The organism is Actinosynnema sp. NPDC023794 (genome assembly GCF_040639675.1).
GTDB classification, from domain to species: domain Bacteria; phylum Actinomycetota; class Actinomycetes; order Mycobacteriales; family Pseudonocardiaceae; genus Actinosynnema; species Actinosynnema luteola.
Window position 1 is genome coordinate 186011 of sequence record NZ_JBFAFR010000002.1, and the last position, 21841, is coordinate 207851.

The 21841-nt window shown below is 71.6% G+C and carries 18 protein-coding genes; 13 read left to right on the forward strand and 5 right to left on the reverse strand.

Annotated elements, in window-relative coordinates; genetic code table 11:
* Positions 1 to 2: 2 nt before the first annotated feature.
* Both AB0H12_RS05370 and AB0H12_RS05375 read right to left on the reverse strand, forming a co-directional pair.
* On the reverse strand, positions 3 to 1187 hold the full coding sequence (locus AB0H12_RS05370; RefSeq protein ID WP_499621037.1) for a PQQ-dependent sugar dehydrogenase: 1185 nt from the start codon (positions 1185 to 1187) through the stop codon (positions 3 to 5).
* A 10-nt stretch (positions 1188 to 1197) separates the two neighbouring features.
* Entirely contained in the window at positions 1198 to 2067 is an 870-nt protein-coding gene (locus tag AB0H12_RS05375) for an alpha/beta fold hydrolase (RefSeq protein WP_499621038.1), read from the reverse strand.
* 30 nt (positions 2068 to 2097) lie between these two features.
* On the opposite strand from AB0H12_RS05375, the gene AB0H12_RS05380 reads away from it, so the two are divergent.
* Both AB0H12_RS05380 and AB0H12_RS05385 read left to right on the forward strand, forming a co-directional pair.
* Complete coding sequence (locus AB0H12_RS05380) at positions 2098 to 3012, forward strand: 2-hydroxyacid dehydrogenase (protein ID WP_499621039.1); 915 nt, start codon at positions 2098 to 2100, stop codon at positions 3010 to 3012.
* A gap of 72 nt (positions 3013 to 3084) precedes the next feature.
* Positions 3085 to 3816 carry a DoxX family protein gene (locus AB0H12_RS05385; protein ID WP_499621040.1) on the forward strand — a complete coding sequence of 244 codons (732 nt, stop codon included), beginning with the start codon at positions 3085 to 3087 and terminating at the stop codon, positions 3814 to 3816.
* A gap of 142 nt (positions 3817 to 3958) precedes the next feature.
* Here the strand turns inward: AB0H12_RS05385 and ilvD are convergent, their stop codons facing one another.
* The 3 genes from ilvD to AB0H12_RS05400 all read right to left on the reverse strand — a co-directional run bounded on the left by ilvD (position 3959) and on the right by AB0H12_RS05400 (position 6779).
* Entirely contained in the window at positions 3959 to 5809 is a 1851-nt protein-coding gene (gene ilvD / locus AB0H12_RS05390; protein WP_499621041.1) for a dihydroxy-acid dehydratase, read from the reverse strand.
* An 80-nt stretch (positions 5810 to 5889) separates the two neighbouring features.
* A complete protein-coding gene (locus AB0H12_RS05395; protein ID WP_499621042.1) occupies positions 5890 to 6333 on the reverse strand; it encodes a vitamin K epoxide reductase family protein in 444 nt (147 codons plus the stop codon).
* Positions 6330 to 6779: a PH domain-containing protein gene (locus AB0H12_RS05400; protein ID WP_499621043.1), complete on the reverse strand. Its 450-nt coding sequence runs from the start codon at positions 6777 to 6779 to the stop codon at positions 6330 to 6332. The genes AB0H12_RS05395 and AB0H12_RS05400 overlap by 4 nt, the downstream gene beginning before the upstream one ends.
* Before the next feature lie 286 nt (positions 6780 to 7065).
* Here AB0H12_RS05400 and AB0H12_RS05405 point away from each other — a divergent pair, with 286 nt between their 5' ends.
* The 11 genes from AB0H12_RS05405 to AB0H12_RS05455 all read left to right on the forward strand — a co-directional run bounded on the left by AB0H12_RS05405 (position 7066) and on the right by AB0H12_RS05455 (position 21833).
* Positions 7066 to 8904 (forward strand): acetolactate synthase large subunit, encoded by a 1839-nt coding sequence (locus tag AB0H12_RS05405; protein ID WP_268996476.1) that lies wholly within the window; start codon positions 7066 to 7068, stop codon positions 8902 to 8904.
* Between the two features lie 6 nt (positions 8905 to 8910).
* Positions 8911 to 9417 carry an acetolactate synthase small subunit gene (gene ilvN, locus AB0H12_RS05410; RefSeq protein ID WP_053723072.1) on the forward strand — a complete coding sequence of 169 codons (507 nt, stop codon included), beginning with the start codon at positions 8911 to 8913 and terminating at the stop codon, positions 9415 to 9417.
* A 31-nt stretch (positions 9418 to 9448) separates the two neighbouring features.
* Positions 9449 to 10462 carry a ketol-acid reductoisomerase gene (gene ilvC, locus AB0H12_RS05415; protein WP_230567769.1) on the forward strand — a complete coding sequence of 338 codons (1014 nt, stop codon included), beginning with the start codon at positions 9449 to 9451 and terminating at the stop codon, positions 10460 to 10462.
* Positions 10463 to 10525: 63 nt separating this feature from the next.
* Positions 10526 to 10795 carry a DUF397 domain-containing protein gene (locus AB0H12_RS05420; RefSeq protein ID WP_230567768.1) on the forward strand — a complete coding sequence of 90 codons (270 nt, stop codon included), beginning with the start codon at positions 10526 to 10528 and terminating at the stop codon, positions 10793 to 10795.
* Between the two features lie 211 nt (positions 10796 to 11006).
* Positions 11007 to 11621 (forward strand): RNA polymerase sigma factor, encoded by a 615-nt coding sequence (locus AB0H12_RS05425; protein WP_499621045.1) that lies wholly within the window; start codon positions 11007 to 11009, stop codon positions 11619 to 11621.
* A complete protein-coding gene (locus tag AB0H12_RS05430) occupies positions 11614 to 12693 on the forward strand; it encodes a CU044_5270 family protein (RefSeq protein WP_499621046.1) in 1080 nt (359 codons plus the stop codon). Before AB0H12_RS05425 ends, AB0H12_RS05430 begins: the two co-directional genes overlap by 8 nt.
* Before the next feature lie 311 nt (positions 12694 to 13004).
* Entirely contained in the window at positions 13005 to 14594 is a 1590-nt protein-coding gene (serA, locus tag AB0H12_RS05435; RefSeq protein WP_499621048.1) for a phosphoglycerate dehydrogenase, read from the forward strand.
* A 266-nt stretch (positions 14595 to 14860) separates the two neighbouring features.
* Entirely contained in the window at positions 14861 to 18202 is a 3342-nt protein-coding gene (locus AB0H12_RS05440; protein WP_499621049.1) for a S8 family peptidase, read from the forward strand.
* 228 nt (positions 18203 to 18430) lie between these two features.
* A complete protein-coding gene (locus AB0H12_RS05445; RefSeq protein WP_073891631.1) occupies positions 18431 to 19468 on the forward strand; it encodes a 3-isopropylmalate dehydrogenase in 1038 nt (345 codons plus the stop codon).
* A gap of 620 nt (positions 19469 to 20088) precedes the next feature.
* On the forward strand, positions 20089 to 21096 hold the full coding sequence (locus AB0H12_RS05450; protein ID WP_499621770.1) for a FecCD family ABC transporter permease: 1008 nt from the start codon (positions 20089 to 20091) through the stop codon (positions 21094 to 21096).
* Complete coding sequence (locus AB0H12_RS05455; RefSeq protein WP_499621051.1) at positions 21096 to 21833, forward strand: heme ABC transporter ATP-binding protein; 738 nt, start codon at positions 21096 to 21098, stop codon at positions 21831 to 21833. Before AB0H12_RS05450 ends, AB0H12_RS05455 begins: the two co-directional genes overlap by 1 nt.
* Positions 21834 to 21841 lie beyond the last annotated feature (8 nt).

A 21841-nucleotide genomic window follows, 5' to 3' on the forward strand; every position in this document is an offset into this window, starting at 1 on the left:
CGTCAGTCCTTGCCGCCGACGGGGCCGCCCTGGCGCACGATGATCACCACGCGGTCGTCGCTGGAGACCGGCGCGCCGCCCGGGTTCTTGTTCACGGTGCCGGACAGGGCGGTCGTGTCGTCCAGCATCAGCAGCGGACCGAGGCGGCCGAAGCCGTCCTCGCCGTGCAGACCGGCCTCGGGCTTGCCGGTGAAGCTGCCGTCCGGGTTCATCGGCAGGTTGAGCACGCCCGGGGTGGCGCTCGCGGCCACCATCACCGCGTTCGAGAACGACGCGCAGCCGGAGACGCCCGGGCGCTCGGGCCACGACCACGCCGGGTCGCCCAGCGCCTTGCCCGGCTCGACCCGGTACAGCAGGTCGGCGGTCGCGCCCGCGTCCGTCACCCACGTCTTCGTGCCGTCGCCGGACACGCACAGCCCGCCGGGCGACTTCAGGCCGCTCGCCAGCACCCGGGAGCCCGCCGTCGGGTTGCCGCGCGCGGGCTGGCCCGTGGCGTCGATCCGCAGCACCTTCCCGGCCAGCGAGTTCGGGTCGGCCGCCGCACCGGGGTTGCCCGCGTCGCCGGTGGCCACCAGCAACGCGCCGGTGCGGTCGTAGGCGAGCACGCCCCGGTTGCCGGTCGGGCCCTTCGGGATGCCGGTCAGCACGGGCTTGGGCACGTCGTCCGGCGCGATCCGCAGCACCCGGTTGTCGGTCGCGGTGGTCACGTACACGAAGACCAGCTGGTCCTCGGCGTAGGTCGGAGACAGCGTGAGCCCGGTGAGCCCGCCGTCGCCCGCCGCGTCCACCTCGAGCTTCGCCACCTCGACCGGGTCGACGTCCTTGGTCACCTTGAGCAGTCGTCCGGTGGTGCGCTCGGCGGCCAGCGCCGTCACCGCGCCGGTGGTCTGGTTGACGTCGGTCAGCGCCACGCCGGAGATCGGGTTCAGGCACGTGCCGACGACGGCGGGGTTGAAGTCCTTGCAGCCCTGCGGCGGTGGCACGGGCGTCGGCTGCTGGCCGGGCTGCTGGCCCTGGACGGGGCCCTTCGGCAGCTCGCCGGGCAGCTCGGGCACCGGCCCGGCCTGCGGCGTCAGCTGCTGGGCCGCGCTCCACCCCGCCGGTCCCGGCTGCTCGGGGAAGCTCGCGCAGCCCGCGGCCAGCAGGCCGAGGGCCGAACCGATCAGCACTCCACGCAGTCGTGACACGGGTCCCAGGTTAAGCGCGTGGCCGTGAACGCGAGGTGAGCGGCCCTTCCACGTCGTCGTGCACGGCCCGGCGCACGGCGTCGGCCCGGTCGAGCAGGAGCTCCAACTCCTCCACCACCACCTGGGGGTCCTCCAGCGGCAGGAAGTGCGTGTTCGGCAGCACCCGCACCCTGGCCTGCGGCAGGGCGGCGACGGGGCCGAGCACGCCGTCGGCCGAGGCCAGGAAGTCGTACCGGCCCGCCAGCACCGTTGTGGGGCACGTCACGCCGGTCAGGTCGAGCCGGGGCGTGCGGCCCAGCGCCAGCGCCAGGGTGAGGTACCAGCCCCAGTCGTGCTGGAGGTAGCGGCGCAGCGACCCGAGCAGCGGCCCGCCGACGTCCGGCACCGGCACGCGGTGCAGCACGGCGTCCAGCAGCGGCGCGGCGGCCTTCAACGCCGTCAGCCCGCCCACGCCGAGCAGCCGCCGGACCGGCTCCGGCACGCCGGGGAAGCCGAACACGTTCGCGAACGTGTCACCCGGCGCGCCCGTGACCAGCAGCAGGCCCGCCACCCGGTCCGGGTGCCGCAGCGCCAGCTCGGCGGCCACCGTCACGCCCATCGACCAGCCCATCACCACGCACCGCTCGACGCCGCCGTCGTCCAGCACGGCCAGCGCGTCGGCGACGTGGTCGGCCAGCTCGACGCGGGACGGGTCGGCCGGCCGGTCCGAGTCGAGGGTGCCGCGGTGGTACCAGCCGTGCACGCGGGCCGACGGCAGCTCCGGCCACGCCGTCGGCACGGCGCCGAGACCGTGGCTGAGCAGCACGTCCGGCCCGTCCGCGTCGGTGCGCCACAACCTGATCCGCGTGCCGTCCGCGGAGAAGACGTCGTGCTCCCGCATGCCCGCAAGTGTGCCGTAACGTGCGCTCCCGTGAGCCTAACCGTGCTGGTCCCCGACGACCTGGGTGTCCGCGTGCTGTCCGACGTGGAGGGCGTGCGGCCCGTCCGCTACGAGCCGGGCCAACCGCTGCCCGCCGAGGCCGCCCACGCCGAAGTCCTGGTGCCGAAGTTCCTGCTGGGCGCGGACCCGCGTGACGTGTTCGGCCGACTGCCCTCGCTGAAGCTGGTGCAACTGCTGTCGGCGGGCGCCGAGCGGTTCATCGGCGTCGTACCCGATGGTGTGATGCTGTCGACGTGTCGCGGCGCGCACGGCGGCAGCACGGCGGAGTGGGCGATCGGCGCGCTGCTCGCGATCTACCGGGACTTCCCGGTGTTCGAGCGGGCCAGGCAGGAACGCCGCTGGGACTACCACCTCACGGAGACGTTGCAGGGCAAGGAGGTGCTCGTCGTCGGCGCGGGCGACCTCGGCGAGCAGTTCCGGCGCAGGCTGGAGCCGTTCGACGCGACCGCGACCCTGGTCGGCCGCACCGCCCGGCCCGGCGTGCGCGGCGTGGACGAGCTGCCCGACCTGCTCGGCGGGTTCGACGCGGTGGTGGTCGTGGTGCCGCTCACCGAGGAGACCACCGGGATGGTGGACGCGAAGTTCCTCTCCCGGATGAAGGACGGCGCGATCCTGGTCAACGCGGCGCGCGGCGCGGTGGTCGACACCGGCGCGCTGGTGGCCGAGCTGTCGTCGGGGCGGCTGCGCGCGGCGCTGGACGTGACCGATCCGGAGCCGCTGCCGTCGGACCATCCACTGTGGACGGCGCCGGGCCTGTTCCTCACGCCCCACGTGGCCGGCAGCTGCACGGGCCACGCCGAGCGCGCGTACGCCGTGGTGGCCGCCGAGGTCGGCCGGTTCGCCCGCGGTGAGCAGCCCCGGAACCTGGTCAAGGGCGATTATTAGCCCATTCGGGGGAATCGAGCCGACTGAAAGGACGCTCGCGGACGTCGTCCGAACCTCCTAACGTGCGGGTGCGTGGCTACTCACGACGACCGCTCGAGGACATCTGGCGGCTACTCCGACGACGGGTTCTACTCGACGAGTGGCGTTGGCGGAGGAGTTCACCACTTCGACGACGGCACGCGGACGATCGACAGCGACGCGTTCGGCAAGGACACCAAGGGCTTCGACGCCTCCGGCTACACGCCCATCGCGGACTTGGACGACAAGCCCGCTTCCCACTACGACACCTTCGAGGACGACGAGCGCAAGCCGTTCGGCTGGACCGCCGGCGCCGACATCGGCCTGCTGGTGCTGCGGCTCGCGTTGGGCGGCGCGTTCGTCATGCACGGCCTGCAGAAGGTGTTCGGCCTGTTCGGCGGGCCGGGCATCGACGGGTTCGCCCAGTACCTGCAGTCCACCGGGTTCCGCGAGGCCCGGATCCTGGCCTGGGTCACCGGCATCACCGAGCTCGGCGGTGGCGCGCTGCTCGTCCTCGGCCTGTTCACCCCGCTCGCGGCGGCCGGTGTGCTCGGCGTGATGGCGAACGTCATCGCCCTGAAGTACCGCGGCGGCTTCTTCGCGCCCAACGGCGTCGAGCTGGAGGCGGTGTACGCGGCGATGGCCTTCGCGACGCTGTTCGCCGGTCCCGGCCGCGCCGCCCTGGACTACAACCGGAGCTGGTTCCGCCACCCGCTGCTGTCCGGTTTCATCTGCCTGGTGATCGCCGCCGGCGCGACCGCGGCAACCCTCTACGTCTTCAGATGATCGTCAACCGGCCGACCACCACGCGAGGTCGCGTCGACCGTTCGCGACTCGTTTCCCGGCGATCACGTTCTTCGGTCGTCGGGACATCAGGAGCGAACGGTCGACTTCCAGGCGACCTCGCCCGCCGTCTGCGGAGCAGCGGCTATCGAACAGAGTCCACATCCCGCACCGCGCCCGTAGAGGCGTCCGTCGCCATCCGGGCGTAAGCGCGCAGCGCCGCCGTCACCGGGCGGACCCGGTCGACCGGCTGCCACGGCCGCTCCGACGCCTCCATCTTGGCCCGCCGCTCGGCCAGCGCGGTCTCGTCCACCAGCAGCTCCAGCCGCCGCTCGTGGACGTCGATCAGGATCCGGTCGCCGTCCTGGACCAGGCCGATCACGCCGCCGCCCGCCGCCTCCGGCGAGACGTGGCCGACGCACAGGCCCGTCGTGCCGCCGGAGAACCGGCCGTCGGTGATCAGCGCGCACTTCTTGCCCAGGCCCGCGCCCTTGAGGAACGCGGTCGGGTGCAGCATCTCCTGCATGCCCGGCCCGCCCGCGGGACCCTCGTAGCGGACCACGAGCACGTCACCGGGCTGGATCTCCTTCTTCAGGATCGCCGAGACGGCCTCCTCCTGGGACTCGACCACCCGCGCCGGCCCCTCGAAGTGCCACAGCTCCTCGTCGACGCCCGCCGCCTTGATGATCGCGCCGCGCTCGGCCAGGTTGCCCCGCAGCACGGCCAGGCCGCCGTCCTTGGTGTACGCGTGCTCGACGTCGCGGATGCAGCCGCCCGCCGCGTCCGTGTCCAGCTTCGACCAGCGGTTGGACGTGGAGAACGCCTCCGTCGTGCGCACACCGCCCGGCGCCGCGTGGAACAGCTCGACGGCCCGCGGCGACGGCGACGGAGCGCGCACGTCCCACTCGCCCAGCCACGACGCCATGTCCGGGCTGTGCACGGTGTGCACGTCCTCGTTGAGCAGGCCGGCCCGCCACAGCTCGCCGAGCAGGGCCGGGATGCCGCCCGCCCGGTGCACGTCCTCCATGTGGTAGTCCGAGTTCGGCGACACCTTCGACAGGCACGGCACGCGACGGCTCAGCGCGTCGATGTCGGCCAGCGTGAAGTCGACCTCGCCCTCGCGCGCGGCGGCGAGGATGTGCAGCACGGTGTTCGTGGAGCCGCCCATCGCCATGTCCAGCGCCATGGCGTTCTCGAACGCCTCGCGGTTCGCGATCGAGCGCGGCAGCACCGACTCGTCGTCCTGCTCGTAGTACCGCTTGCACAGCTCCACGACCGTGCGGCCGGCCTCGGCGAACAGCTCGCGGCGCGCGGAGTGCGTGGCCAGCGTGGAGCCGTTGCCCGGCAGCGCCAGGCCGAGCGCCTCGGTGAGGCAGTTCATCGAGTTCGCGGTGAACATGCCCGAGCACGAGCCGCAGGTGGGGCACGCCGACCGCTCGACCTCGGCCAACCCGGCCTCGTCCACGTCCGGCGAGGCGGACGCGGAGATCGCGGTGATCAGGTCGGTCGGCGCGACGGCGACACCGTCCACCACGACCGCCTTGCCGGCCTCCATGGGTCCACCGGAGACGAACACGACCGGGATGTCGAGCCGCATCGCCGCGTTGAGCATGCCCGGCGTGATCTTGTCGCAGTTGGAGATGCACACGATCGCGTCGGCCTGGTGCGCGTTGACCATGTACTCGACCGAGTCGGCGATGATCTCCCGCGACGGCAGGGAGTAGAGCATCCCGCTGTGCCCCATCGCGATGCCGTCGTCGACCGCGATCGTGTGGAACTCGCGCGGCACCCCGCCTGCCTCGCGGATCGCTTCGGCCACGATGTCCCCGAGGTCGCGCAGGTGCACGTGCCCCGGCACGAACTGCGTGTAGGAGTTGGCGATGGCCACGATCGGCTTGCCGAAATCGCTGTCGGTCATGCCGGTCGCGCGCCACAGCGCGCGTGCGCCCGCGCCGTTGCGGCCGTGGGTGGTGGTGCGGGAACGGAGCGGTGGCACGGCTCCTCCAGAAGTCTTTGCCAGACGAATTCGCGTACGTCGCGCGCGGGGTGTGGGGCGCGGAAAGCGGGAGCGGTGCCTCAGAGACTACTCCGCCGCAACGCGCCGACGACCAGCACGGCGGCGAGCGCGAGCGTGATGACGTGCACAGCCGTGCACCACAGGCAGATCTTCCCGATCAGCAGGAACTCGGCGGCCACCAGGTACACCACGAACAGCACGCCGACGCCGACGGACGCCAGCCGCGCCCAGTGCAGCGCCTCGTTGCGCCAGGCGAACGGCAGGCACGCGACGGTCAGGAACGCGAAGAACGCGAGCCCCAGCACCGCGACCGGGATGCCGACCAGCTCGGACTGCTCGCTGGTGGTCACCGTGCCGCAGTCGATCACCTCGCCCTCGGCGCACAGCAGCGCGCCCGTGGTGAAGTGCGCGACCGTGAGGTAGGCCGAGACGGCCAGGCCCGCCACGGACAGCACCAGGCTGACGACGGGCACCCAGCCGAGGGTTCGCGTGTTCGAACTCACTCCGGCGACTTTACGGGCGGCGGCGTTTCGTCCTGGTCAGGCCCCGCGGGCTCGGCCGAGGGCCCGCCGGCCTCGGGCACGGCCGTCGGATCGGCCACCCGACCGCCGCTGACCTGCGACAACATCGGCAGGTGGGCGGCGCGGACGGCGGGCAGCCGGACGAGTGAGCCGTCGGTCAGCACCGCCGACAACCACCCCTTCGGGACCACCTTGATCGCCTTCACGTCCGACCACGGCACGACCCGCTCGCCGAACGTGCCCCGCGCCACGATCCGCTCGCCGTCCACGGTCGTCCGGTTGCGCACCACCCACCAGGCGAACGCGGCCGGCAGCAGGTAGAGGGCCTGGAGACCCGGTACGCCCCAGGCGACGGGCGTCGCGCAGATCGCCGCTGAGCCGGCGGCGAGCAGGGCGGGCGTGGGGATGCGGAACACGACTTTCGGCACGATTCGAGATGCTGTCACTCCTCGTCCGAGCGGGTGACCTCGGCCCACGTCCACGCACGTGGGGCTTCCACGATCCGGGAGTGCCGTCCCGCACAGTTGACGCTCCGCCTCCTTGACGGTTAACGTCAGCCCCATGCAGCGCAACCTCGTTCTCGTACTTCCCAGGCGCGTCGACGCCTAGGCATTCGAGCTTGCGTCGACGCGCGACCCTCGTGCGACCCGTTCGGGTTGGCGAGGGTTTTTTCGTGCCCGGACCGTGCATTCTCCTTACCCACGAGGCAGACAGATGACCAGCGCAACCTCGCGACCGGCTCCCGGAGAGTCGTCGTCGCCCCGCCCTGGACCGCGGCCGAAACCGGCCCCGCCGAGCGGCGCTCCCATCCGCGTGACCGGTGCCCAGTCCCTCGTCCGCTCGCTGGAGGCAGTGGGCTGCGAAGTGGTCTTCGGCATTCCCGGCGGCACGATCCTGCCTGCCTACGACCCCCTCCTCGACTCCACCAAGGTGCGCCACATCCTGGTCCGCCACGAGCAGGGCGCGGGCCACGCCGCCACCGGGTACGCCCAGGCCACCGGCAAGGTCGGCGTCTGCATGGCGACCTCGGGGCCGGGCGCCACCAACCTCGTCACGCCGCTGGCCGACGCCAACATGGACTCCGTCCCGGTGGTCGCCATCACCGGCCAGCAGTCCCGCCCCCTGATCGGCACCGACGCGTTCCAGGAAGCCGACATCTGCGGCATCACGATGCCGATCACCAAGCACAACTTCCTCGTCACGGACGCCGCGGACATCCCGCGCGCCATCGCCGAGGCGTTCCACCTGGCCGCCACCGGCCGACCCGGCCCCGTCCTGGTGGACATCCCCAAGGACGTGCTGCAGGAGATGACCTCGTTCTCCTGGCCGCCGGAGCTGCGCCTGCCCGGTTACCGGCCGACGACCCGGCCGCACGGCAAGCAGGTGCGCGAGGCCGCGAAGCTGATCGCCGCGGCCCGCCGGCCCGTGCTGTACGTCGGCGGCGGCGTGATCAAGGCCGAGGCGTCGGCCGAGCTGCTGGAGCTGGCCGAGTCCACCGGCATCCCGGTGGTGACCACTCTGATGGCGCGCGGCGCGTTCCCCGACTCGCACCCGCAGCACATGGGCATGCCCGGCATGCACGGCACGGTCGGCGCGGTCGCCGCGATGCAGAAGTCGGACCTGCTGATCGCGCTGGGCGCGCGGTTCGACGACCGGGTCACGGGCCAGCTGTCCACGTTCGCGCCGGATGCGCAGGTCGTGCACGCCGACATCGACCCGGCCGAGATCTCGAAGAACCGCCGCGCGGACGTGCCGATCGTGGGCGACTGCAAGGAGATCATCCGCGACCTGGTCGACGCGGTGCGCGCGGAGAAGGAGAACGCGGCGCGCACGGTCGACCTCGCGCCGTGGTGGGACCAGCTCAACGCGCTGCGCGAGACGTTCCCGCTCGGCTACGACTGGCCCGAGGACGGCACGCTGTCCCCGCAGTTCGTGATCGAGCGGATCGGCCTGCTGACCCCGCCGGACACCCTGTTCACCGCGGGCGTCGGCCAGCACCAGATGTGGGCCGCGCAGTTCGTGAAGTACGAGCGACCGCGCACCTGGATCAACTCCGGCGGCCTGGGCACGATGGGCTACGCGGTGCCCGCCGCGATGGGCGCGAAGGCGGGCGTGCCGGACGTCCAGGTGTGGGCGATCGACGGCGACGGCTGCTTCCAGATGACCAACCAGGAGCTGGCCACCTGCGCCATCGAGGGCATCCCGATCAAGGTCGCGGTCATCAACAACGGCAACCTGGGCATGGTCCGCCAGTGGCAGACCCTGTTCTACGGCGAGCGCTACTCCAGCACCGACCTGGGCACGCACAAGCACCGCATCCCCGACTTCAAGCTGCTCGCCGAGGCCTACGGCTGCGCCGGCCTGCGCGCCGAGTCGCGCGAGCAGGTCGACCCGGTCATCCAGCAGGCCATGGAGATCAACGACCGGCCGGTCGTCATCGACTTCGTGGTCGGCAAGGACGCCCAGGTGTGGCCCATGGTGGCCGCCGGCACCGGCAACAGCGAGATCATGGCCGCGCGTGGCATCCGCCCGCTGTTCGACGAGGACGAGTGACCACTGATGACTAGGCACACCCTGAGCGTTCTGGTCGAGGACAAGCCCGGTGTCCTCGCCCGTGTGGCGGGTCTGTTCTCGCGGCGCGGCTTCAACATCGAGTCGCTCGCCGTCGGCCGCACCGAGCACCCGGACATCTCCCGGATGACCATCGTGGTGTCGGTCGACGAGCTGCCGCTGGAGCAGGTCACCAAGCAGCTCAACAAGCTCATCAACGTCATCAAGATCGTCGAGCTCGAGCCCGCCGCGTCGGTCCAGCGGCAGCTCCTGCTCGTCAAGGTGCGCGCCGACGCGACGGTGCGCAGCCAGGTCCTCGAGACGGTGCAGCTCTTCCGCGCGAAGGTCGTCGACGTCTCCCCGGAGGCGGTCACGGTCGAGGCCACCGGCACGTCTGAGAAGCTCGACGCGCTGCTGCGGATGCTGGAGCCCTACGGGCTCCGCGAGATCGTCCAGTCCGGCATGGTCGCCATCGGCCGTGGCGCCCGCTCCATCACCGCGACCGCGGTGCGCTGATTTTCCAGTTCCGAGGAAGGAAGTACCACCAGTGAGCGTCGAGATCTTCTACGACGACGATGCCGACCTGAGCATCATCCAGGGGCGCAAGGTCGCGGTCATCGGCTACGGCAGCCAGGGGCACGCGCACGCGCTGAGCCTGCGCGACTCGGGCGTCGACGTCCGGATCGGCCTCCCCGAGGGCTCCAAGTCCCGCGCCAAGGCCGAGGAGGAGGGCCTGCCGGTCGGCACGCCCGCCGAGGTCTCCGCCGAGGCCGACCTGATCATGATCCTGGCGCCGGACACCGCGCAGCGGCACATCTACGCCAACGACATCGCGCCGAACCTCAAGGACGGCGACGCGGTCTTCTTCGGCCACGGCTTCAACATCCGCTACGGCCTGATCACCGTGCCGTCCAATGTGGATGTCGCCATGGTCGCGCCCAAGGGCCCCGGCCACCTGGTGCGCCGCCAGTTCGTCGACGGCAAGGGCGTGCCCGCGCTGATCGCGGTCGAGCAGGACGCCTCCGGCAACGCGCAGGCGTTGGCGCTGTCGTACGCCAAGGGCATCGGCGGCACGCGCGCGGGCGTCATCAAGACCACGTTCAAGGAGGAGACCGAGACCGACCTGTTCGGTGAGCAGGCCGTGCTCTGCGGTGGCACGTCCGCGCTGGTGCAGGCCGGTTTCGAGGTGCTGACCGAGGCCGGTTACGCGCCCGAGGTCGCCTACTTCGAGTGCCTGCACGAGCTCAAGCTCATCGTGGACCTCATGTACGAGGGCGGCATCGCCCGCATGCGGTACTCGATCTCCGACACCGCCGAGTTCGGCGACCTCACCCGGGGCCCGCGCGTCATCACGCCGGGGGTCAAGGAGGAGATGCGCAAGATCCTGGGCGAGATCCAGGACGGCACCTTCGCCACCGAGTGGGTGAACGAGGACGACGCCGGCCGCGGCAACTACAAGAAGTTGCAGCAGGAGGGCGAGCAGCACCCGATCGAGGAGGTCGGCAAGAAGCTGCGCGGCCTGATGTCCTGGGTCGACCGCCCCATCACCGAAACGGCGTAAGATAAGCGGTTTTTTCACCGGGGCCCGCGGTTTCGACCGCGGGCCCCGGTATACCTAGGGCCCATGACCGACAGCGCGCCCATCTACGACGACAAGGCCCACGTCCGGGGCAACCTCGACCTCGCCGGAGCCGAGTGGATCCGCAGCGACGAGGGCGCGGAGGACGAGGAGGAGCACGTCGAGATCGCGTTCGTCGAGCACACCGACGGCGTGACCTACACGGCGATGCGCAACTCCGCCCACCCCGACGGCCCGGTCCTGGTGTTCACACCCGCCGAGTGGGAGGCCTTCATCCTCGGCGTCAAGGACGGCGAGTTCGACGAACCCTGGTAACCCGCCTCCCCGCGCTCCGGAGCGCCGCCCTCCCGCACCCCGAACCTAGGGACTCGCGAGAGTCCTACGTCCACGTCGCGAGAGTCCTACGTCCAGAACGCGCGTGTCGAACGTTCGCGCACCCCGAGTTCAACGTTCGCGTCGGCGGACAGGGTGTCTCAGGACACGTCGGTTCCGTGAAGGGCGTGGCGTCCCGCGGGCAAGTAGAGGCATGACGAGGACGACTGCGAGTTCAGCGGGGCCGGGCCCGGCGCCGCCGCTCGGCGATGACCCGGACCTGTCGGGGCCGGATCCGGGGTCGGTGTTCGGGCGGCTCTTCGACGACCACGCCGGGTCGCTGCACGCCTACCTGGCCCGCCGGGTCGGGGACCAGGCCGCCGACGACCTGGTGTCGGAGACGTTCCTGGTGGCGTTGCAGCAACGGCACACCTATGACGCGGCGCGGGCCGGGGTGCGGCCGTGGTTGTACGGGATCGCCAGCAACCTGCTCCGGCGGCACGTGCGGCAGGAGGTCCGGGGCTGGCGCGCCAGGGCCCGGGTGGTGGGGTCGGACCGGGCGCAGGCGGAGTCGCCCGAGGTCCGCACGACCGAGCGGGTCACCGCGCAGCAGCGGGTCCGGCAGTTGGCGGGCGCGCTGGCCGCACTGGAACCGGGGGACCGGGACGTGCTGCTGCTGACCTCGTGGGGTCGTCTGAGCTCGAACGAGGTGGCCCAGGCCCTGGGCATCCCCGTGGGCACGGTCTACTCGCGCCTGCACAGGGTGCGTCGGTGGCTGCAATCACACAGTTCTGTTGCGACCGGTGGAGCGGAGGACGGCGATGGGTGAGGGGGATCGGGCCGGGGTCCGGCAGGTGTGGACCGAGGACGAGCTCGACCGGGCGCTGACCGGGCTGTACCTGGAGATCAAGACCGATCAACGGGGTCTGGCCGGGGTGCGGGAGAACCTGGTGGCGACCGCGGCCGCCCAGGCCCGGCCGCGGCTGGGCCTGGCCGAGGCCGGGGAGGGAGCACGTCGGCGGCGGCCCTTGCGCCGCTGGTTGGCCGCGGCGGCCGCGGTCGCGGTGCTCGCGACCGGGGGCGTGTTCGCGCAGGCGGTGTTCTTCTCCGACAGCACCGCCAGTGCCCGGGCGCGGGAGGCGTTGACCAGCGCCGCCGAGGTCGCCGCGCGGGCCCAGGATCCGGTGTTGGCGGACGGCCAGTACCGCTATCTGGCCACCCACGCCTGGTGGGCGAGGACGACGGGCGCGGAGAGCGAGAGCTTCACCTTCCTCAACGAGAACGTCATCGAGACCTGGATCCCCGCCGACCCGGACGGGGAGTGGCTGCGGCGACGCGGGGAGACCGGCAACCGCAAGTGGGTCAAGGGCACCGAGGCCGAAGCCCGCGCGGCCGGGGCCGTGATCGAGGAGACGCCGTGGCCGGAGCAGCGAGCCAGGGGCGGCGAGTTCGCGCAGGGCGCTCCGGAGCACGGCAACTGGCAGTTCCCCAAGCCGGAGTTCCTCGCCGGCCTGCCCACCGACCCCGAGCGGTTGTACGAGCGGTTGCACCAGGACAGCGGCGGCGGAAAGCGATCACTGGTCTACGCCGCCGACGCGTTGCGCACCCGGCTGATGCCCGCCGCCGCCCGCGCGAACCTGCTGCGGGCGTTGACCCACCTCCCCGGGCTGGACGTCACCGACGGCGCCGCCGACCTCGACGGCCACCGGGGCGTGGCGCTGGGCATCTCCGAGGGCGGAGAGCGTCAGGAGATCATCCTCGACCCCGGCACGGGCGAGGTGATCGGGGAGCGCACGGTGTCCGACTCGGTGTTCGCCGGCATCCCGAAGGGCACCGTCACCGGCTACTCCTCCACCACCACGGCGGTGGTCGACGGCATCGGGGCCAAGCCCACCCGGTGATCCGTCGGCAGTCCGGTGGTGAACCCGCCACCGGACTGCCATCGGTGGGATGGCGGCCGGGGGACCGGCTGCTCCGCCGAGGTGCAGCCACCCCGTGACCGGGCTCCCTCCCGCCGTGACCGGGGCGCCTTGCGGGACGCGCGTACCGTGTTCCAGCAGGTGAAACGGGGCACCCGGGTGTCAACCGCCGGGCGGGTGCTGACTATGCTCGTTAACAACCCGGACACATTGCCGTGGCCGGCCGGCGCGGGTGACGACCTGCTCGACGGCCCCGCGCTCCCCACCCGTTCACACCTCCGGGAGCGACGTCCGTGACCAAGCCCGTTGTCCTCATCGCCGAGAAGCTCGCACCGTCCGTTCTCGACGTCTTCGGTGATGGCATCGAGGTGCGCCACGTCGACGGCACCGACCGTCCCGCGCTGCTCGAAGCCGTCGCCGACGCCGACGCACTCCTGGTCCGCTCCGCCACCAAGGTGAACGCCGAGGTCTTCAAGGCCACCACCAAGCTGAAGGTCGTCGCCCGCGCGGGTGTCGGGCTCGACAACGTCGAGGTGCCCGCCGCCACCGAGCGCGGCGTCATGGTGGTCAACGCGCCCACCTCGAACATCGTCAGCGCCGCCGAGCACGCCGTCGCGCTGCTGCTCGCCACCGCGCGCCAGATCCCGGCCGCGCACGCCACGCTGCAGAACCACGAGTGGAAGCGCAGCAAGTTCAACGGCGTCGAGGTCCAGGGCAAGACCGTCGGCGTGGTGGGGCTGGGCAAGATCGGCCAGCTGTTCGCCGCGCGCATCGCGGCCTTCGGCACCGAGCTCATCGCCTACGACCCGTACGTCAGCGCCGCCCGCGCCGCGCAGCTCGGCATCGAGCTGGTGACGTTGGAGGAGCTGCTGGAGCGCGCCGACTTCATCTCCATCCACCTGCCGAAGACCCCGGAGACCAAGGGCCTGATCGGCGCCGAGCAGCTGGCCAAGGCCAAGCGCGGCGTGATCATCGTCAACGCCGCCCGCGGCGGTCTGGTCGACGAGGAGGCGCTGGCCGAGGCCGTGAAGGAGGGCCAGGTCGGCGGCGCGGGCATCGACGTGTTCTCCACCGAGCCCACCACCGAGAGCCCGCTGTTCGGCCTGCCGAACGTCGTCGTCACCCCGCACCTGGGCGCGTCGACCACGGAGGCGCAGGACCGGGCGGGCACCGACGTGGCCAAGTCGGTGCTGCTCGCGCTGGCCGGCGACTTCGTGCCGGACGCGGTGAACGTGCAGGGCGGCGGCGTGGTGGGCGAGGAGGTCCGCCCGTACCTGCCGCTGGTGCAGAAGCTGGGCACGGTGGTCGCGGCGCTGAGCGCGAAGGCCCCGACGAGCGTCTCGGTCGAGGTGCGCGGCGAGCTGTCCAACGAGGACGTCGCGGTGCTGCCGCTGGCCGCGCTGCGCGGCGTGTTCTCCAGCGTGGTCGAGGAGCAGGTCACCTTCGTCAACGCGCCGGCGCTGGCCACCTCGCTCGGCGTGAGCGTCGACCTGGTCAAGGAGCCGGAGAGCGCCAACCACCGCAGCCTGGTCACGGTGCGCGCGGTGCAGGCGGACGGCGCGGTCATCACGGTGTCCGGCACGCTCACGGGGCTGGACCAGGTCGAGAAGCTGGTCGGCATCAACGGCCGCGGCTTCGACCTGCGCGCCGAGGGCAACGTGCTGCTCCTGGAGTACCCGGACCGGCCGGGCGTGATGGGCGCGGTCGGCACGCTGCTCGGCGAGGCGGGCGTGAACGTCGAGGCCGCCCAGATCAGCCAGACCAAGGACGGCGCGGACGCGTTCATGCTGCTGCGCGTCGACCGCCCGGTGGACACCGCGGTGCTGGACCCGATCGGCGCGGCCGTCGGCGCGCGCACGGTGCGCTCGGTCAACTTCGAGTGATCGGCTAGTCCCCGAAACGGAGTAACGCCGCCGAGACCTGTCGATGTATATCGTCGCAGGTCTCGGCGGTGTCACAGTTAACCGTTAGTTGTCAAAACTGTGGTTGCCATCACTCGTTTGGGCTAACTGATCAGCTCGATCGAGCGATTAGGTTCCTCGCACGAGGTTGACCCGGTGCCGTAGAGGGCACGGCACCACGCGGGCAGTGCCCCTACTGGAGAAGACGCTGCCTGCCCGGTCGAATCCGACCTCGCTTGGGGCACGTTGTGAGCCGATCTCGCGTTTTCGCCAGATCTGCCGTACCGGTGTTGGCCGCGATGCTCGTCGCCGGGTCCACCGCCGGTACCGCACTGGCCGCGGAAGATCCACTGGCACCGTCCGTCGCGAACGCGCGCGGTCTGGATGCGGGCAAGTTGCAGTTGAAGGTGTCCGACCGGCTGACGGCCGCCAAGGGCAGGGTCACCGCGTTCGTGGAGTTGGAGGCCAAGCCGGCCGTCGACGCGTTCGCCGAGAAGACCAGCCAGGGCGCCACGAAGCAGCAGGCCAAGGACGCCGCCAAGGCCACGAGGAACGACACCGGTCGGGTCACCGACGTCGTCGTGAACGCCTTGAGGGGCAAGGACTCCGCCACCAAGGAGCTGTTCCGCACCGCGAACGGCGTGCCGGGCGTGGTCGTGCAGGCCGACGCCGCGAAGGTGCGCGAGCTGGCCCAGCGCGCGGACGTGAAGTCCGTGCGCACGGTGGTGCCGAAGAAGCGCCAGAACTCCACCGCCGTGCAGCTGACGAACACGCTCAAGGCGTGGCAGGAGTACGGCAAGCTCGGTGACGACACCCGCGTCGGCATCATCGACACGGGCATCGACTACACCCACAGCGACTTCGCGGGCCCCGGCACCATCGAGGCGTTCGAGGCGATCGACGAGACCAAGGTCGACGCCTCGTACTTCCCGACCGCCAAGGTGGTCGGCGGCTACGACTTCGTCGGCAACGCCTACGACGGCGAGAGCGACGACCCGGCGATCAACACCCCGAAGCCGGACCCGAACCCGCTCGACTGCAACGGCCACGGCTCGCACGTCGCCGGCACCGCGGCGGGCTTCGGCGTCAACGCCGACGGCTCCACCTTCAAGGGCGACTACACCAAGCTCACCCCCGAGGCGCTGGACGCGATGCGCATCGGCCCCGGCACCGCGCCGAAGGCCCTGCTGTACGCGCTGAAGGTGTTCGGCTGCGACGGTTCGACCAACGTCACCGCGCAGGCCCTGGACTGGGCGCTCGACCCCGACGGCGACGGCGACTTCTCCGACCACCTCGACGTGGTCAACCTGTCGCTCGGCTCGGACTACGGCGCCCCGGACGACCCGGACAGCCTGTTCGTGCGCAAGCTCAACGCCTCCGGCGTGCTGACCGTGTTCTCCGCGGGCAACGGCGGCGACCTGTACGACATCGGCGGCTCGCCGGGCAGCACCCCCGAGGCGCTGACCGTGGCCAGCACCCGTGACGCGTACGTGCTGCGCGACGCGGTCGAGGTGACCGCGCCCGCCGGCTCCGCCGGTTCGAAGCCCGGCCAGTACAGCGTGGCCTACAACTACGAGGGCGCGAACGTCAGCGGATCCGTCGTGGCGATGAGCGACGCGGCCAACAAGGACGGCTGCCTGCCGTTCTCGGCCGCGGACAAGGCCGCCGTCGCGGGCAAGATGGTGTGGCTGGAGTGGGACGACAACGACGCCACGCGTCGCTGCGGCTCGGTCGGCCGGAGCAACAACGCCACCGCCGCGGGCGCCATCGGCGCGCTGTTCACCTCCAACCTGGAGCACTTCAACGCGGGCATCTCCGGCAACGCGGCGATCCCGGTGTTCCAGCTGACCGGCTCGGCGACCGCGGCGCTGCGCCCGGCGCTGGCCGCGGGCACGCTGGCCGTCCGCCAGGCGGGCGACCTGCGCACCTCGCTGCCCACGTACGACCAGTCCATCAGCGACACCCCGAGCTCGTTCACCTCGCGCGGCGTGCGCGGCCCGGTCGTGAAGCCGGACGTGGCCGCGCCCGGCGACTCCATCGCCTCCGCGCTGGTCGGCTCGGGCAACAAGACGATGGTCAACTCGGGCACGTCGATGGCCGCACCGCACATCGCCGGCATCGCCGCGCTCGTGCGCCAGGTCCACCCCGACTGGACGACCGAAGAGGTCAAGGCCGCGGTCATGAACACGGCCGGCCACGACGTGAAGGCCGGCGACAAGACCTACGCGCCCAACCGCGTCGGCGCGGGCCGCGTCGACGGCAAGGCCGCGGTCGAGAACCAGGTCCTCGCCTACGTGCAGGACAACCCGGGCTCGGTGTCGGCGTCGTTCGGCACGGTCGAGGTGGCCGCGCCGGTCAGCCTCACCAAGACCATCAAGGTGGTCAACAAGTCCACCAAGTGGGTGGACTACACCGTGGGCTACGAGGCGCTGACCCAGATCCCGGGCGTGCGCTACGACCTGTCCGCGAGCACCGTGCGGCTCAGCCCGCGCGGCATCGCCCGGATCACCGTCACGCTGAAGATCGACGACCCGGCGGCGCTGCGCAAGACCGTCGACCCGACGATCGAGGCGAACCACCTCGACGTGCCGCGCCAGTACCTGGCCGACGCGTCGGGCCGGGTCGTGCTCACGCCGAAGTCCGGTTCCTCGGTGTCCCTGCGGGTGCCGGTGTACTCGGCGCCGAAGCCGGTGGCGGACATCGCCGTGGCCAACAGCGTGCGGGTCAACGGCAAGGGCCAGGGCGTGCTGAACCTGACCGGCCGGGGCGTCGACCAGGGCGCCTACCGCTCCCTGGTGAGCGTGCTGGAGCTGCAGGCGTCCTCGCCGCAGCTGCCGGAGTGCCGCCGCAACGTCACCGACAACTGCGTGCTCAACGACACGGCCAAGGGCGGCGACCTGCGGCACGTGGGCGTCGCCTCGACCGCGCCGCTGGCCAAGGCGCAGGGCAAGCCGGCGGACGCGATGCTCGCGTTCGGCCTCTCCACCTGGGGCAACTGGTACAACCTGGGCAGCAACACGATCCCGTTCGTCGACATCGACACCAACGGTGACGGCACGTTCGACTACGAGGTCTACGCGACCAAGCTGACCGACACCGACCTGCTGGTCGCGGCCACGGTGGACCTGTCCACCGGCGCCACGGTCGACCTCCAGGGCGTCAACGGCCAGTTCGGCGACGTCGACACGAACGTGTTCGACACGAACGTGGTGGTCCTGCCCGTGCTGCTGTCGGCGCTGGGCATCGACGCGTCGGCGGACACCTCGCGGATCGCCTACCAGGTCGGCGTGGCCGGGTTCTACGTGGCTCCGGGCTCGTCCAACGGCCTGGTCGACGCGCTCCCGAACCCGCTGTCGTTCGACCCGCTCAAGCCGGGCCTGTGGGTGCAGGGCGGTGGCGACCCCGCGCTGTCCTACCTGGCGCGTCCGGCCACCGCGCTGGTGGTCAACCACGACGCCGAGGCCGCGGCGGCCGACGGCGCGGACAGCCTGCTGGTCCTGCACCACCACAACGCCTCGGGTGACAAGGCGGACGTGGTGAAGGTGCGGGCGAGGTCGACGGTCGGCGTGGCCGTCCGCCCAGTGGCCTGATCGTCGTGCACCGCTCTGGCCGGTCGGGGGTTGCCCCGGCCGGCCAGAGCCGTTTAAGCGCATCGGGTGACACCCAAAAGGGCGCACTGGACCGTTCGGGTGTCCCGCAGTCCGGGAGATATGACCACGGAGGGGTGTTCCGAGTGCGGTTTCACGGCCTCGGACCGGTAGCCTTTCGCAATGGAAACTAGTCCCGTGCAATGGGACTGATACCTGGGAGGTGTGTGGATGCGGCTCGCAGTGATCCCAGGAGACGGGATCGGGCCCGAGGTCGTCGCCGAGGCCCTGAAGGTGCTCGGTGAGGTCGTTCCAGCGGCTGAGATCACCCGCTACGACCTCGGCGCGGCGCGCTGGCACGCCACAGGTGAGTTGCTGCCGGAGTCCGTGCTCGGGGAACTCCGCCAGCACGACGCGATCCTGCTCGGCGCCGTGGGCGATCCGTCGGTGCCGAGCGGAATCCTGGAACGCGGCCTGTTGCTGCGGCTCCGGTTCGAGCTCGACCACCACGTGAACCTGCGGCCGGCGCGGCTCTACCCCGGTGTGCGCAGCCCGATCGCCGACCCGCCCGAGATCGACATGGTGGTGGTGCGCGAGGGCACGGAGGGGCTGTACGCCGGCAACGGCGGCCTCCTGCGCAAGGACACGCCGCACGAGATCGCGACCGAGGTGTCGATCAACACGTCGTTCGGCGTGGAGCGGGTGGTGCGCGACGCGTTCGCCCGTGCCGCGAACCGGCCGCGCAAGCACCTCACGCTCGTGCACAAGACCAACGTGCTCACGCACGCCGGGTCGTTGTGGTCGCGCGTGGTGGAGGAGGTGTCGTTGCAGCACCCCGACGTGACGGTGGCTTACCAGCACGTGGACGCGGCGACGATCCACCTGGTCACCGACCCGGGCCGGTACGACGTGATCGTGACGGACAACCTGTTCGGCGACATCCTGACCGACCTGGCGGCGGCCGTGACCGGCGGCATCGGGCTGGCGGCGTCGGGCAACCTCGACGTGACCAGGCGCAACCCGAGCATGTTCGAGCCGGTGCACGGCAGCGCGCCGGACATCGCCGGGCAGGGCATCGCCGACCCGACGGCCGCCGTGCTGTCGGTGGCGCTGATGCTCGACCACCTGGGCGAGTCGGAGGCGGCGCGGCGGATCGAGGCGTCGGTGGCGTTCGACCTGGCGACCCGCGACCACTCGTCGCCGGGCGCGACCTACGCGGTGGGCGACCGCCTGGCCGCCCTGGTCTCCTCGAACGTCCGAACCGCCTGACCGCGAGTCGAACCTTCAGGTCTCGCGTGTCGAACCTTCAGGACCCGCGTGTCGAACGCTCAGGACCCGCGTGTCGAACGCTCCGGTACCCCGAGTTCAACGCTCAGGACCGGCGTGACCCGACCTGAGTGTGGAATTCGGGGGACCTGAGCGTTCGACACGCGGGACCCGGAGGTTCGACACGCGCGAGCGCAGTACGTGATCAGGGCCACCACGGCGATGTCGTGGTGGCCCTGAACGCGTCACGGGCCGTAGGGTCGCCGGTGCCGCCCGTGGGGGAAGTCCGGTCGAATTCCGGCGCTGACCCGCAACGGTAGGCCGAACGTCACGCTGCACGACGCTCGGCGAGCCCGATCACCCGTGGGCGGTGGGAAGAAGCTCCAACTCCTGCCGTGGTCTGCGGGACGGGTGCGCCGGCCTGCCGCGAGCGGGTGCGGGTGGCCGGTCTGGGCCACCCGTCCGAAAGGCGACCGGTGACCTCCACCAGCAGTCGGGGCACGTCCGACCCCACTCCGCCGCCGACACCGCGCACCCCGTCGGCCTCACGTACCCCGTCGGGACCGCGTAGAACGCCGACACCGCGCACCTCGCCGACACCGCGCCGCCCGTCCACCGCGGGCCTGTGCCTGGTCCTCACCGCCGTCCTCGCCGCCTCGGTCGTCGCCGGCGTCGCGCTCGGACCGGTGAGCATCCCGTTCGGCGACGTCCTGCGCTTCCTCGCCGCCGCGCTCACCGGCGGCACGATCGACGCCGCCGAAGCGGGCCCCTACCGGATCGTGTGGGACATCCGCCTGCCCCGCGTGCTGCTCGCCGCCGTGGTCGGCGCTGGCCTGTCCGTGGTCGGCGTCGCCATCCAGGCCATGGTCCGCAATGCCCTGGCCGACCCGTACGTGCTGGGCATCTCCTCCGGCGCGAGCGTCGGCGCCACCGCCGTCGTGACCACGGGCCTGTTCGCCTCACTCGGCGTCTACGCCCTGTCCACGGCCGCGTTCCTCGCCGCGCTCGCCGCGATGGCCCTGGTCTACGTGGTCGCCGGCCGCGACCTCGCCCCGCTGCGCCTGGTCCTCACCGGCACCGCCCTGGCTTACGGCTTCTCCGCCGTAGCCATGCTGCTGGTCTTCCAGTCGCCACGCGGTGAGGCCGCACGCGCCGCGATGTTCTGGCTGCTGGGCAGCCTCGGCGGCGTCACGTGGGGCTCACTGCCCGTCGCCGCCGCGGTCGTGCTGGCCGGCGTCGCCTACCTCCGGACCCGCGCCAAGCACCTCAACGCCCTGTCCATGGGCGACGAGACCGCCACCACCCTCGGCATCGACGTCTCCCGCACCCGCAAGGCGCTGTTCGGCGTCACGGCCGCCATGACCGGGGTGCTGGTCGCGGTCAGCGGCGCGGTCGGCTTCGTCGGCCTCATGCTGCCGCACCTGGTCCGCCTCACGGTCGGCGCGGACCACCGCAAGGTGCTCGCCGTCGCACCGCTCGCGGGCGCGTGCTTCCTGATCTGGGTGGACGTCGCCGCACGCCTGCTCGCCGCGCCCGAAGAGCTGCCGCTGGGCGTCATCACGGCCGCGCTGGGCGTGCCGTGCTTCATCCTGCTGATGCGCCGCCGCGGCTACGTGTTCGGCGGTCGCTGATGGACGTCCGGCTGGAAGACCTCACCGTCACCGACATCCTCCACGGCGTGGACCTGCACGCCGCGGCGCACGAGGTGCACGGCATCGTCGGACCCAACGGCAGCGGCAAGTCCACCACGCTGCGCTGCGTGTACCGGGCGCTCGCGCCGTCCGGGGGAGTGGTCCGCCTCGGCGGCCGGGACATCGCCGCGATGAGAATCCGCGACACCGCCGAGCACCTCGCCGCGCTCACCCAGGACAGCCACGTCGAGTTCGACTTCACCGTCACCGAAGTCGTCGCGATGGGACGCCTCCCGCACCGCGGGACACCCGAGCACGACGACGAGGTGGTGGCCGGAGCACTGTCCCGGGTGGATGCCGCGCACCTCGCCCACCGCGGTTTCCTCAGCCTGTCCGGCGGCGAGCGCCAGCGCGTCCTCATCGCCCGCGCCCTCGCCCAGCAGCCGAAGGTGCTGGTCCTGGACGAGCCCACCAACCACCTGGACATCAGCCACCAGCTCGCCGTCCTCGCGCTGGTCCGGAGCCTGGACGTGACCGTCCTCGCGGTCCTGCACGACCTCAACCTCGCCGCCGCCTACTGCGACCGCCTGCACGTGCTCGACGGCGGTCGCGTGGTGCGCAGCGGCACACCGGACGAAGTGCTCACCCCCGAAGTGCTGCGCGAGGTCTTCGACGTCCGGGCCCACGTCGTCCGCCACCCCACCAGCGGCGCACCCCAACTGCTGTTCGAACACTAGGGAGCCCA

What these genes read in the sequence shown, in the direction of transcription:
- AB0H12_RS05375 (WP_499621038.1), bottom strand. Translation starts at nt 2,067, where the DNA reads ATGCGGGAGCACGACGTCTTCTCCGCGGACGGCACGCGGATCAGGTTG.
- AB0H12_RS05405 (WP_268996476.1), top strand. Translation starts at nt 7,066, where the DNA reads ATGACCAGCGCAACCTCGCGACCGGCTCCCGGAGAGTCGTCGTCGCCC.
- ilvN (WP_053723072.1), top strand. Translation starts at nt 8,911, where the DNA reads ATGACTAGGCACACCCTGAGCGTTCTGGTCGAGGACAAGCCCGGTGTC.
- AB0H12_RS05420 (WP_230567768.1), top strand. Translation starts at nt 10,526, where the DNA reads ATGACCGACAGCGCGCCCATCTACGACGACAAGGCCCACGTCCGGGGC.
- AB0H12_RS05425 (WP_499621045.1), top strand. Translation starts at nt 11,007, where the DNA reads ATGACGAGGACGACTGCGAGTTCAGCGGGGCCGGGCCCGGCGCCGCCG.
- AB0H12_RS05430 (WP_499621046.1), top strand. Translation starts at nt 11,614, where the DNA reads ATGGGTGAGGGGGATCGGGCCGGGGTCCGGCAGGTGTGGACCGAGGAC.
- AB0H12_RS05445 (WP_073891631.1), top strand. Translation starts at nt 18,431, where the DNA reads ATGCGGCTCGCAGTGATCCCAGGAGACGGGATCGGGCCCGAGGTCGTC.
- AB0H12_RS05455 (WP_499621051.1), top strand. Translation starts at nt 21,096, where the DNA reads ATGGACGTCCGGCTGGAAGACCTCACCGTCACCGACATCCTCCACGGC.